Below are 12,152 nucleotides of genomic sequence, written 5' to 3'. Positions count from 1 at the left end.
CCGCAGGTTTGGGGTCACGCTTCCGGCCGGTCTCCTGGCTCGCGGATCATCGCCTCCATCCGCCTTCCCGGCCGAGAGGCCAGTGGCATGTTGGAGAAGGCTCTCCGCTTACAGTTGCGGGGGCAGCCGCGGCATTGGGCCGAAGGTCACGAATGACCCTGGCCCGCACCGCATTCCCGTTTCACCCCGGATCATCCGAGGCACCGAAAGCCGGGCCAATGAGCATGCCGCGCCAGCCGCGGCAAGCCCCGAAAATCTCGGTCCGCGCGGTGAGATATTCCGGCAACAGCGGGAGCGGGTTCAGCCCTTCCGGCGGAAGACCAGGCTGAGATTGTTGGCTGGCATTTCGACACGCTGCGCCAGTCGGAGACCACACGCCTCCCCAAGCGCCCGCACCGCCCCAAGGTCCCGCAGGCCCCATTCTGGATCGCGCGCCTTGAGGCTGAAATCGAAAGCCTCGTTGCTCGGCGCGGTCGGCCTGCCGGCCTCGCGATACGGACCGTAGAGGAACAAGACGCCGTCGGAAGCGAGCAGCCGGGCGGCATTCGTGAAGAGCCCGACGGTAGCCGACCAGGGCGAGATGTGGACCATGTTGATCGAGACGACCGCGTCGATGCTCGGGGCGACCGGCCAGTTCCCCGAGGACGCATCGAGTTGGAGAGCCGCCATCAGGTTCGGCACCCCCGCGGCGCGCCGGTGGGTCGCTATGCTCGCGAGCGCATCCGGATCCCGGTCGCTGGGCTGCCAAACGATGCCAGGCAGATGGCCGGCGAAATAGGCCGCATGCTCGCCAGTGCCACTCGCGATCTCCAGGACGGTCCCTCGTCCCGGCAGGAGGTCGCGAAGGACCGCGAGAATGGGTTCGCGGTTGCGCGTGACCGCGGCTGAGCTGAGGGCCAGGTTCGACAAATTGGTCGGACGGTCCGCTTCGATCAGCGCGCCGAGAGAGGCCCAGCGACGAGGCTTCGCATCAGAGCGCGGTCGAACGGCTCGCGAACGACGGAATTCGCGAAAACCGTGGTCTTCATCCCCGTCTCGAAGTCGTAGGAGATGGACCGGGGCAGAAGTGACGTGACCTTACTCGGCTCCGCCGGGGAAGCGGCGGCGGCCACGGGCGATCCCTCAGGCAGCGTGGCAGCAGGCTGCGGTGCGGAACGAGGCTCCGCGCCGGCTGCCTGGGAAGACGATGCTGGGGAGAGAACGGGGGACCGGTCGCCCACCGCGACCGAGGCTGTCGCCTCGGGAGCCCGCTCCGGCTGCACCTCCAGGGCGCTCTTCGCCTTCAACTCATCGGCCCGCGCCTCGAGAGCGCGGCGTAGCCGAACGACCCGCTCATGTCCGGCGGTTCCGCTCTCATCTGCAGCCGGCACGGGCCCGACCGCCGCGGCGACGAGAGCCGCCTCGACGTCCGGCAGGACAGCCGCCGGCTGCGTCTCGCGCGGGCCGGGGATCGCCGCTGCGGCGGGAGGGGGCGTCTCACTACGGCGGAGGTCCAGTGGGGGGAGGACGACGTGGGTTGCCGTCGGCGGGACCTGCGTCACGCGGGGGACCGATGTCGTTCGACTCCCCTTGCTGGAGCGCGCGCGCGAACTCCGCTCGGCTTTCGGGAAACGCCCCTCGATCCAAACGCCGTTGACGCGCTTACGCGTATAGAATTGAGCCGCTTCGGCCGGGCCAATGCCGACCGTCTCGAAGGTAATCGCCGAGGATGCCAGGTATCCGCCGAGGGCAATTCCGGCTGTCACCGCTGCCCTCACGCACAAGCGCATGCGCATGAGAGTACTCCCGCTACACCCGCTCTTTTTGAACGATCACCTTGACAGGTGCAACCCGAGTGCGAATCAGCAGTAATCCGAAATGCCGTATGATGATCGGCAACCTTAACGCCGACGTGATGACTCATCTTCTGGCCCGCTTAGATCGACGAGTATCAGCTCAGTCGATCAGCGAAGCATGGCCGGATCGCGACCGGATCAGCTCGCGATTGCGGCGGTCCTGAAGGGTCTGATTTCGACCTTCGCCTGCTCCAGCACCGCGCGGACGCGCTGCGCCATGGCGATGGCCGTCGGCCCATCCCCATGGACGCAGATGGTCTCGATCTTTGCCGGAATGCGCTTCCCGGACGCGCAGAAGATCGCTCCCTCCTTGACCATCGCCAGAACACGCTCCGCGGCTTCGTCGGCATCGTGCAGCACGGAGCCAGGCTTCTTTCGGCTCATCAGCTGGCCGTCGTCCTCGTAGGCGCGGTCGGCGAAGATCTCCGCGGCCTGATCAAGGCCGAGTTCCTCGGCCACCCGCTCGGTGGGAAGACCCGGCATGGTGATGTAGACGAGCGAGCGATCGACCCCCTTGATCGCGCGGCCGATCGCCCGCGCGAATTCCGGCTCCTCGTTCGTCAGGTTGCCGAGCGAGCCGTGCGCCTTCACGTGAGTGACCTTGTGCCCGGCGAGCGCGGCGCAGGCCTGCATGGCGCCGATCTGATAGGCGACCATGCGCTCGATCTCGGCCATGCTGTCGCCGCGGATGACGCGACGTCCGAAGCCCCACAGGTCGTTGAACCCGGGATGCGCCCCGATCGCGACGCCGCGCTCCTTCGCGAGCCGGGCGGTCTCGACCATGATGTTCGGGTCGCCCGCATGATAGCCGCAGGCGATGTTGGCCGAGGTCACGATGTCGAGCATCGCCGCATCGTCACCGAGCGTCCAGCGCCCGTAGCCTTCGCCCATGTCGCAGTTGATATCGACCTGCATCAGACCAGCACCGGTTGGGGAGCGCGCTCGACGAATTCAAACATCCGGCGATAGCGCTCGATCTCAGATCGCGGCCCGATGGCCTTGGTCGGGTTGTCGGAAAGCTTCACGGTCGGCCGGCCATCCGCCGACACGACCTTGCAGACGATCGAGATCGGGTCGAGCTTGCCGTCCGGCACGAGGCCGCGGAAGTCGTTCGTGAGAAGAGTGCCCCAGCCATAGGCGACCCGCACCCGGCCATGGAACTGGCGGTGGACGCGCTCGATCCGCTCGATGTCAAGCCCGTCGGAGAAGATCACCAGCTTCTTCATCGGGTCCTGGCCGCGCGCGAGCCACCAGTCGATCGCCTCCTCCCCGCCCTCGAACGGGTCCTTTGAATCGACCCGGATGCCCGTCCACGACGCCACCCATTCGGGCGCATTCTTGAGGAAGCGGGTGGTGCCGTAGGTGTCCGGGAGGATCACAAGCAGGTTGCCCTGGTAGTCCTCCTGCCAGTCCGCGAGCACGTCGTAGGGAGCCTGGAGGAGCTCGGAATCGGTATTGGCGAGGGCCGCGTAGACCATCGGAAGCTCGTGAGCATTCGTGCCGATGGCCTCGACCTCGCGACGGAGTGCGATGAGGCAGTTCGACGTGCCCGTGAAGGCGGGCCCGAGCCCCTCGATCATGGCCTGCACGCACCAATCCTGCCACAGGAAGCCGTGTCGGCGACGCGTGCCGAAATCCGAAATCGACAGGTTCGGCAAGGCCTTGAGGCGTTGGATCTTCTCCCACACCCGCGTCATCGCCCGGGCGTACATGACCTGGAGCTCGAACTTGCCCATCCCCTTGGTCACGCCACGGGAGCGAAGCTCGTTCAGGATCGCGAGCGAGGGGATCTCCCACATCGTCGTCTCGATCCAGGGGCCGTGGAAGGTGAGCTCGTACTGGCCGTCGACACGCTCGAGTTCGTAATCGGGGAAGCGGAAGTTCTCGAGCCAGGCGATGAAGTCGGGCGAGAACATCTGGCGCCGGCCATAGAAGGTGTTGCCGCGCAGCCAGGTCGACTCGCCTCGCGAGAGGCGCAAGGTGCGGACGTGGTCGAGCTGCTCCCTCAACTCGCCCTGGTCGATGTACTCGGCGAGGCGGACGCGGGTCGTCCGGTTCTGGATGCCGAACGTCACCGCGACATCCCGATGGCGACGGAAAATCGTCTGCGCCATCAGGAGCTTGTAGAAATCGGTGTCCAGAACCGAGCGGATGATCGGGTCGATCTTCCAGCTGTGATTGTAGACCCGTGTGGCGATGTCGACCATCGCGATACTCACCTCGACGTGGATGCGACCAGCAGCCCTGGAGCCGCTGGTCGACATCATGCCCGGCCGGGCGAGCCAAAGCTACCTGGCCGCGAGATCGCGCTTAACTGGTCGCGAGGTCGCCGGGAAAGTCGCCTTGACCTCAGCTTGACCTCGTCTTGACCTCGTACGACCTCGCCCTCCCTCACGCCGTGAGGCTGACCTTCTTGTTGTCCGCCAATTCGGTCGGCTGCTCGCCGGTCAGCCGCGCCTTCGCATAGCCGTAGAGCTGCATGACGGTCCGGGAGGGGCTGTCCCAATATTCGCCGCCGGCCGGGTGGATGCGGATCAGCGCGATGTCCGGATCGTCCGACCCCTTCGGGAACCAGGTCCTCAGCGGCTCGCTCCAGAACTCCTTCACCTTGGCCTGGTCGCGCACGATCTCCGCCGTGCCGGAGATCGAGACGTAGTTCTGGCCGGACGGATCGGCGAAGGCGAGATTGACCTGGGCGTCCTTGCTCAGCTCGCGCACCTTCGGGGCTCGCTCCCGCGTGAAGAACCAGAGATCGCCGGATTCGTCCGCGCAGTGGTTCCACATCGGCCGGCTGTGCAGCGTCCCGTCCGGCTCCACCGTCGTCATCATGGCGACCTTGATGTCCTTCAGCATCGCGTAGAGCTTTTCCGCGCCCTCATGCTGCGTGTGGTCGTGCGCCATTCGAACTCTCCCTTATCCTGTGCGGTCCCGGACGCCTCCTTCGCGAGGAAGTCGTCCGCCTGCTCCGGTGGGGAACGGCCGGGGGGCGCGCATGGTTTCCCTTCGGCCGGTCACGGCCGCGTGCGCACGAGCTTCATCCGCCCGGCGGGATGGCGTAGAGCCGTCCGGTAATCAGGAGAGAGCCTGTGGCGGTTACCCGGGACAACGTCCTCGCAGCACTTCAGAACGTTCGCCTCGGCGGGCAGCCGCTTTCTGCGTCGGGCCGGCTGTCCGAGATTTCGATCGACCCCACGGGCCGCATCTCCTTCGCGATCGCCGCGAGCCCCGCGGAGGCCGGGACGCTCGAGCCCGTGCGGGCGGCGGCCGAAGCCGCCGTGCGAGCGCTCCCCGGAGCCGGAGCGGTCTTCGTGATGCTCACCGCCGACCGCCCCGCCGCCCCGGGACGGCCGGGCCCCTCCCCCGCGGCCCGCGGGCCTGCAGCCCCGCCCCGCGCGCAGGCAGTGCCGGGCGTGAAGCGCATCGTGGCGGTCGCCTCCGGGAAGGGCGGCGTCGGCAAGTCCACGCTGTCCTGCAACCTCGCCCTGGCGCTGAAGCTGCAGGGGCTGTCCGTCGGGCTCCTCGACGCCGATATCTACGGCCCCTCCGCGCCCAAGCTGTTCGGGCTGTCCGGTAAGCCGCGCCTCGTCGGCGAGCGCATGCTCGAGCCGCTCGACGGCTACGGCGTGAAGGTGATGTCGATCGGCTTTCTCGTCGACGAAAGCTCGGCCATGATCTGGCGCGGGCCCATGGTGACCTCGGCGATCCAGCAATTGCTGCGCGAGGTCGCCTGGGGCGAGCTCGACGTGCTGATCGTCGACATGCCCCCTGGGACGGGCGACGCCCAGCTCACGATGGCGCAATCGACCCCGCTGTCAGGCGCCGTGATCGTCTCGACGCCTCAGGACCTGGCGTTGATCGATGCCCGGCGCGGCGTCGCGATGTTCCAGAAGGTGGAGATCCCGATCCTCGGGGTGGTCGAGAACATGTCCACCTTCGTCTGCCCGCATTGCGGCACCGCATCGCCCATCTTCGGGCATGGCGGCGCCCGTCACGAAGCGGAGAAGCTCGGCGTGCCGTTCCTCGGCGAGATCCCCCTCCACATGGAGATCAGGGAGAACTCGGATGCCGGCCGGCCGGTGGTGGTCGCGGATCCCGGGACAGCCCATGCCCGCGCCTTCATGGATGTGGCGCAGCGTCTGTGGGCCGGGCTGGAGAGCGATGGCGGCAGGCGTGCCCCGCCGCGCATCGTCATCGAGTAAGGAAATTACCGGACGGCGAGCCGCTGTCCGGGGTGACGCAACTCCTGCTTGGGCCGACCCACATTCACCCGGGCCACCGACGCGAAACACCCGAGAAGACCGCCAGCGGCGGCAACGATCAGAACGATTTCCACTGGTACCCTCGCCGAACCGATAGGCACAGGGTGAACGCGCATGGTTGATGCGCCGTTAATGTCACGCTACGGGCTCCGGAGGGGCGGCCTTGAAATTGCCACGTTGACGGGCGCCCCCCGACCTGTTCCCGTCTATCTGGGTCCGAGCAAGAGATTCGCGAGTATCAGTAACAACAAGCTCCCGCCGAGACCGCGTATAACCAATGGCGTAACGATTCGTTAACCAAGTTTATTTACCGCTGGTTGAAGAAGGGGGTACCTGCGCGCGGCCGTGGGTACTGGCGGAGGCATAGAAATGCAGCAGGCACTCAAGACACTATGGACTGACGAACTGAGCGATCAGCTTCGGCAGCTGTCGACTCCGCAGGCCCGCCGGCCGGCTCAGCCCGCCGAGAACGTCGTCCGGGCGCCGTTTCCACAGCGTTCCGTCGCGCCGCAGCAGAAGCCGGAGCTCTCCGCCGCCCTGGACGCGGTGGTCAAGGCCGCGGACCTCATCAAGACCGCCCAGGAGCGCGCCGCCCACGCCGAGGAGCAGGCCCGCGCCCTCGCCGAGCGCACCGCCGAGCAGCTCAGCCAGGCCGAGCAGCAGATCCAGGCCCTGCAGGAGCGCACCCGCGCCGCCGAGGAACGCCTCAACGCCGTGACCGAGCGCGCGGCCGAGAAACTCGCCGATGCCGACGCCCAGATCCGCGCAGCCCGCGAGGAGAGCAAGCGCCAGGAGCAGCGCGCCGCCGCCGCCGAGCAGCGCATCCAGGACGAGATCGCCCACGCCAAGGCCCTCCTGAAGGAAGCCGACGAGCGGGTCTTCGCAGCCGAGACCCGCGCGATGGAGTCCAAGGAAGACCTCGCCTATCTCGAGAACTACATCCGCGAGCGCTTCGCGCTCTGACCCGCTCTGCGGGGGCGACACAAGGGGCCGGGCGCGAGAGCGCACCGGCCCTTTTCTTTTGCGGGGCGCATTCGCAAGGCGGCGGGGCGGCGCTACTGATCGCGACTCCAGACCCGGAGAGCCGAAGTGTCAGAGAAAGTCGCGATCATCACGGCCGGCGGCAGCGGAATGGGCGCGGCAGCCGCCCGGCGCCTCGCCCAGGACGGCTTCCGGGTGGCCATCCTGTCCTCCTCAGGCAAGGGGGAAGCCCTTGCGCAGGAGCTCGGCGGCTTCGGCGTGACCGGCTCGAACCGGTCGGGCGAGGACCTGCAGCGGCTCGTGGACGGCACCATGGCGCGCTGGGGCCGAGTTGACGTGCTCGTCAACAGCGCCGGCCACGGGCCAAGGGCGCCGATCCTCGAGATCACCGACGAGCAATGGCACACCGGGCTCGACGTCTATTTCCTGAACGCGGTCCGGCCCACGCGCCTCGTCACGCCGATCATGCAGGCGCAGAAGGGCGGCGCGATCATCAACATCTCGACGGCCTGGGCCTTCGAGCCGAGCGCGATGTTCCCGACCTCGGCCGTCTTCCGGGCGGGCCTCGCCTCTTTCACGAAGATCTTCTGCGACACCTACGCGGCCGACAACATCCGCATGAACAACGTCCTGCCCGGCTGGATCGACAGCCTCCCGGCCACCGAGGAGCGACGGGCAAGCGTTCCGCTCGGCCGCTATGGCCGGGCCGAGGAGATCGCGGCCACGATCGCATTCCTGGCCTCCGATGGCGGCTCCTACATCACCGGGCAGAACATCCGGGTCGATGGAGGCCTCACGCGCTCGGTCTGAAGAAGCTGCTGCGCTCGGCGCGCCATCTGGCAAACCGGCGAGGCTGTCCTATCTCAGCCATGCGAGGCCACGTCCTCCCCCATGAGGGTTCAAGTCCGGGACGGCCCGGCAGCTGTTAGGGAGCTGCCGCCATGGCCTGGACCATGCTCATCGCCGCCGGATTGCTGGAAGTCGTCTGGGCTTTCACCATGAAGCAATCCGAAGGCTTCTCGAAGCTCTGGCCCAGCCTGATCACGCTCGCCGCGATGGTCGCCAGCTTCGCCCTCCTGGCTCTCGCGATGCGCTCCCTCCCCCTCGGGACGGCCTATGCGATCTGGACCGGGATCGGCGCGGTCGGCGCGTTCCTGGTCGGCATCGCGGTGCTTGGGGAGAGCGCCAGCGCGTTGCGGGTGCTGGCCGCCCTGCTCATCGTGAGCGGCCTCGTCCTGATGAAGCTGTCCAGCGACGCGTGAGCGCTCAGTCGCTGACGCCGTCCCGCCCCTGGATCGTCATCAGCGTCGCCGTCAGCAGCGCGATCAGCTTCTCCTGGCCGTCACGCTGGGCGAAGACCTCCGACTGCGCCAGGGTCAGCGTGCGGCCGGATTTCACGACCCGGCCGCGCGCCACGATGAGCTCGCCCGCCCCGGGGGCCAGCAGGTTGATCTTGAACTCGGTGGTGAGGACGCCGGTGCCGGCAGGCATGAGGCTCAGCGCGGCATAGCCTGCCGCGCTGTCGGCAATGGCGCTGATGGCCCCGGCATGCACGAAACCGTGCTGCTGCGACACAGCCGGCGCCGGCCGGAGCGCGATCTCCACCAGCCCCGGCTCGACGCTGACCAGCGTCGCGCCGAGCGTCGTCATGAGGCCTTGCCTGGCGAAGCTCGAGCGGATCCGCTCGCCGGCCTCCATTCAGGCCGTGCTCGCGACCTTGCCGCCGATGGCTGCCTGGGCAGCGGCGAGCCGCGCGATCGGCACGCGATAGGGCGAGCAGGAGACGTAATCGAGCCCGATCTCGTCGCAGAAGCGCACGGAGGCCGGATCGCCGCCATGCTCGCCGCAGATGCCGAGCTTGAGGTTCTTGCGCACGGCGCGGCCGCGCTCGACGCCGATCTTCACCAGCTCGCCGACGCCCTCCTGGTCGATGCTGACGAAGGGGTCGGTCTCCAGGATGCCCTTCTGCGTGTAGGGCCCGAGGAAGGTCGACGCATCGTCGCGCGAGATGCCGAGCGCCGTCTGGGTGAGATCGTTCGTCCCGAAGGAGAAGAACTCGGCCGTCTCTGCGATCTCGCCCGCCTTCAGGCAGGCCCGCGGCAGCTCGATCATCGTGCCCACCTGGTATTCGACCGATGCGCCCTTCTCCTTGAAGACGGCCTCCGCCATGGCATCGATGCGCGCCTTCACGAGGTCGAACTCGGCGCGCGTGACGATGAGCGGGACCATGATCTCGGGCACGACGGCGGAGCCGGTCTTCTGCTGGGCCTCGACGGCCGCCTCCAGGATGGCGCGGGCCTGCATCTCGGCGATCTCCGGATAGGCGATCGCGATGCGGCAGCCGCGGAAGCCGAGCATGGGGTTGAACTCGTGCAGCTCGGCCGCGCGGCGCTTCAGCTTGTCCGCGCTGACACCCGTCTGGGCGGAGACCTCCGCGATTTCCTTGTCCGTGTGCGGCAGGAACTCGTGCAGGGGAGGATCGAGCAGCCGGATCGTGACCGGCAGGCCCTTCATGATGGTGAAGAGCTCCAGGAAATCGCCGCGCTGATACGGCAGGAGCTTGGCGAGCGCCGCACGGCGGCCCTTCTCGTCATCCGCCAGGATCATCTCCCGGACCGCCACGATGCGGTCGCCCTCGAAGAACATGTGCTCCGTCCGGCAGAGTCCGATGCCCTCGGCGCCGAAATTGCGCGCCGTCTCGGCGTCGCGCGGCGTGTCGGCATTCGCCCGGACCTTGAGCTTGCGGCCCTTGTCCGCCCATTCCATCAGGGTCGCGAACTCACCCGAGAGTTCGGGCTCCTGCATGCGCACGGAACCCTGCAGCACCTGGCCGGTGCCGCCGTCGATCGTGATCGTCTCGCCGGCCTGCACGGTCTGGCCGCCGACCGAGAAGATGCGCTTCGCGTAATCGACCCGGATCTGGCCGGCGCCCGAGACGCAGGGCTTGCCCATGCCGCGCGCGACGACGGCCGCATGCGAGGTCATGCCGCCGCGGGTGGTCAGGATGCCCTCGGCAGCGTGCATGCCGTGGATGTCCTCCGGGCTCGTCTCGACCCGGACCAGGATCACCTTGCGGCCGGCCTTCTTGGCGGCCTCGGCCTCGTCGGAGGAGAACACCACCTCGCCCGAGGCGGCACCGGGCGAGGCCGGCAGGCCGGTCGCGAGCACCTTGCGCTCGGCCTTCGGGTCGATGGTGGGATGGAGCAGCTGGTCGAGCGAAGCCGGATCGATCCGGTTCACGGCCTCCTCCTGCGAGATGAGGCCCTCGCTGGCGAGGTCGACCGCGATCCGCAGCGACGCCTTGGCGGTCCGCTTGCCGGACCGCGTCTGCAGCATCCAGAGTTTCCCCTTCTCGACGGTGAACTCCATGTCCTGCATGTCGCGGTAATGCCGCTCCAGGATCTCGTAGATCCGGACGAGCTCGGCATAGGCCTCCGGCATCGCCCTCTCCATGGAGGGCTTGTCGGAGCCGGACGCGATGCGGGCGGCCTCCGTGATGTCCTGCGGGGTGCGGATGCCAGCGACGACGTCCTCGCCCTGGGCGTTGATCAGGAACTCGCCATAGAGCGCGCGCTCGCCCGTGGACGGGTTGCGCGTGAAGGCGACGCCGGTCGCCGAGGTCTCGCCCATGTTGCCGAAGACCATGGCCTGGACGTTGACGGCCGTGCCCCAGGAGGCCGGGATGTGGTTGAGCTCGCGGTACTTGATCGCGCGGGCATTCATCCAGGAGCCGAAGACCGCGCCGATGGCGCCCCAGAGCTGCTCCTTCGGGTCCTGCGGGAACGGCTTCCCGAGCTGGTCCTGGACGATCTTCTTGTACCGGTTGATCAGCTCGGCCCAATCGTCCGCGTTCAGGTCGGTGTCGAGCGAATAGCCCTTGCGGTCCTTGTAGAGGTCGAGCGCCTCCTCGAAATTGTGGTGCTCGACGCCGAGCACGACGTCCGAATACATCGTGATGAAGCGGCGATAGCTGTCATAGGCGAAGCGCCGGTCGTCCGCGAGGCGCGCCACGGCCTCGACGGTCGTGTCGTTGAGGCCGAGGTTCAGCACCGTGTCCATCATGCCCGGCATGGAGGCGCGGGCGCCGGAGCGGACCGACACGAGCAGCGGGTTCTCGGGATCGCCGAACACCTTGCCGGTGAGGGTGCCGATGTAATCCAGTGCGCGGGCGACCTCCGCCTCGAGCTCCGGCGGGTACTGCCGGTCGTGGTCGTAGAAATAGGTGCAGACGGAGGTCGGGATCGTGAAGCCGGGCGGCACGGGCAACCCCAGGTTCGACATCTCGGCGAGGTTCGCACCCTTGCCGCCGAGGAGATCCCGCATGCCGGATTCCCCTTCGGCCTTGCCGTCGCCGAAGGTGTAGACCCACTTCGTCATTTCGATCCGATCCGAGCTTTCTCGTTGTCCCCTGGACGCCACGGTGGCTTAGGGCCAATCGGCATCCAAACGCAATTCGGCGCCCGAGGGCGCGATGCGGCGCGGCCAAGAACGCCGAAGGCCAAGCTTGGTTGCGCGCGCCTTTACCTTGTCTGCGCTTCCCGCGTGCAGACTGGCCCGCTCGTGCGTTCTCTCCGCCTGAGCTTTGCCTCCGCAAGCCCCTGGAGACAACCCATGGTACGTACCCTTCTCGCCGCGGCCGCCGTGATGGCCGGCGCCGTCCCGGCCCTTGCCGGCAGCTATGGCTGCTACGGCGATTGCTATCGCCAGGCCTATGTGCCGGCACGCTACGGCACGCTGGTCGAGCCCACCGTCGTCCGGGCGCCGCGGACCTATGCCGCAGTCACGCCGCCCCAGTACACCACTGTGACCGAGCGCGTCGCGATCCGGCCGCCGGGCCGGGTCTGGACCGTGAAGCGCGACGCCTATGGCCGGAAGATCGGCTGCTGGGTGGACGTGCCCGGCGAGTACAGGACAGTCACCCGCCGCGTGATGGTGCGCCCCGCGACGATCACCCCGATCGCGCAGAGCACGGTGTGGGGCCTCGCGAGCCAGCCGGTGCTCGTCGAGCGGGCGCACAAGGCCTGGGTGCCGCTCGACTGACAGGAGCGGTCGCGGCCGCACTTTGCTAAGGTGCGGC

General features: G+C 67.8%; 12 protein-coding genes and 1 riboswitch. Of the genes, 5 read left to right on the top strand and 7 right to left on the bottom strand.

The genetic code is table 11. The features are described from left to right. Nucleotides 1-7: 7 nt before the first annotated feature. Nucleotides 8-223: riboswitch (cobalamin riboswitch) on the bottom strand. 77 nt (nucleotides 224-300) lie between these two features. From ACO2SS_RS06785 to ACO2SS_RS06765, 5 genes are all read right to left on the bottom strand, one after another. Continuing rightward, nucleotides 301-909 carry a DUF938 domain-containing protein gene (locus tag ACO2SS_RS06785; protein ID WP_423276856.1) on the bottom strand — a complete coding sequence of 203 codons (609 nt, stop codon included), beginning with the start codon at nucleotides 907-909 and terminating at the stop codon, nucleotides 301-303. A 23-nt stretch (nucleotides 910-932) separates the two neighbouring features. Further along, nucleotides 933-1,775 carry a hypothetical protein gene (locus ACO2SS_RS06780; protein WP_423276855.1) on the bottom strand — a complete coding sequence of 281 codons (843 nt, stop codon included), beginning with the start codon at nucleotides 1,773-1,775 and terminating at the stop codon, nucleotides 933-935. Nucleotides 1,776-1,973: 198 nt separating this feature from the next. Next, nucleotides 1,974-2,750 (bottom strand): LamB/YcsF family protein, encoded by a 777-nt coding sequence (locus ACO2SS_RS06775; protein ID WP_423276854.1) that lies wholly within the window; start codon nucleotides 2,748-2,750, stop codon nucleotides 1,974-1,976. After that, the gene (gene pncB, locus ACO2SS_RS06770; protein ID WP_423277168.1) at nucleotides 2,750-4,042 is read right to left on the bottom strand and encodes a nicotinate phosphoribosyltransferase; all 1,293 of its coding nucleotides are present in this window, start codon (nucleotides 4,040-4,042) and stop codon (nucleotides 2,750-2,752) included. The genes ACO2SS_RS06775 and pncB overlap by 1 nt, the downstream gene beginning before the upstream one ends. A gap of 184 nt (nucleotides 4,043-4,226) precedes the next feature. Then, nucleotides 4,227-4,736, bottom strand: coding sequence for a pyridoxamine 5'-phosphate oxidase family protein (locus ACO2SS_RS06765; protein ID WP_423276853.1), 510 nt, complete (start codon nucleotides 4,734-4,736; stop codon nucleotides 4,227-4,229). A 185-nt stretch (nucleotides 4,737-4,921) separates the two neighbouring features. Between ACO2SS_RS06765 and ACO2SS_RS06760 the strand changes: the two genes are divergently transcribed. The 4 genes from ACO2SS_RS06760 (at nucleotide 4,922) to sugE (ending at nucleotide 8,337) form a co-directional block, all read left to right on the top strand. After that, entirely contained in the window at nucleotides 4,922-6,034 is a 1,113-nt protein-coding gene (locus ACO2SS_RS06760) for an Mrp/NBP35 family ATP-binding protein (RefSeq protein WP_423276852.1), read from the top strand. A gap of 429 nt (nucleotides 6,035-6,463) precedes the next feature. Beyond that, complete coding sequence (locus ACO2SS_RS06755) at nucleotides 6,464-7,057, top strand: hypothetical protein (protein WP_423276851.1); 594 nt, start codon at nucleotides 6,464-6,466, stop codon at nucleotides 7,055-7,057. A 126-nt stretch (nucleotides 7,058-7,183) separates the two neighbouring features. After that, a complete protein-coding gene (locus ACO2SS_RS06750) occupies nucleotides 7,184-7,885 on the top strand; it encodes an SDR family oxidoreductase (RefSeq protein ID WP_423276850.1) in 702 nt (233 codons plus the stop codon). A gap of 131 nt (nucleotides 7,886-8,016) precedes the next feature. Beyond that, the gene (sugE, locus tag ACO2SS_RS06745) at nucleotides 8,017-8,337 is read left to right on the top strand and encodes a quaternary ammonium compound efflux SMR transporter SugE (protein WP_423276849.1); all 321 of its coding nucleotides are present in this window, start codon (nucleotides 8,017-8,019) and stop codon (nucleotides 8,335-8,337) included. Between the two features lie 4 nt (nucleotides 8,338-8,341). On the opposite strand, the gene ACO2SS_RS06740 is transcribed toward sugE, so the two are convergent. Both ACO2SS_RS06740 and ppdK read right to left on the bottom strand, forming a co-directional pair. Continuing rightward, nucleotides 8,342-8,725, bottom strand: coding sequence for a PaaI family thioesterase (locus ACO2SS_RS06740; RefSeq protein ID WP_423276848.1), 384 nt, complete (start codon nucleotides 8,723-8,725; stop codon nucleotides 8,342-8,344). A gap of 48 nt (nucleotides 8,726-8,773) precedes the next feature. After that, nucleotides 8,774-11,452, bottom strand: a complete 2,679-nt coding sequence (gene ppdK / locus ACO2SS_RS06735; RefSeq protein WP_423276847.1) for a pyruvate, phosphate dikinase — start codon at nucleotides 11,450-11,452, stop codon at nucleotides 8,774-8,776. 234 nt (nucleotides 11,453-11,686) lie between these two features. Here ppdK and ACO2SS_RS06730 point away from each other — a divergent pair, with 234 nt between their 5' ends. After that, nucleotides 11,687-12,115 carry a hypothetical protein gene (locus tag ACO2SS_RS06730; protein WP_423276846.1) on the top strand — a complete coding sequence of 143 codons (429 nt, stop codon included), beginning with the start codon at nucleotides 11,687-11,689 and terminating at the stop codon, nucleotides 12,113-12,115. Nucleotides 12,116-12,152: the final 37 nt, after the last annotated feature.

The sequence above is a fragment of the Enterovirga sp. CN4-39 genome, from assembly GCF_049446235.1.
Lineage (GTDB): Bacteria > Pseudomonadota > Alphaproteobacteria > Rhizobiales > Beijerinckiaceae > Enterovirga.
Note: the sequence above shows the minus strand (reverse complement) of the source record. Positions and strands in the feature narration are given on the sequence as shown.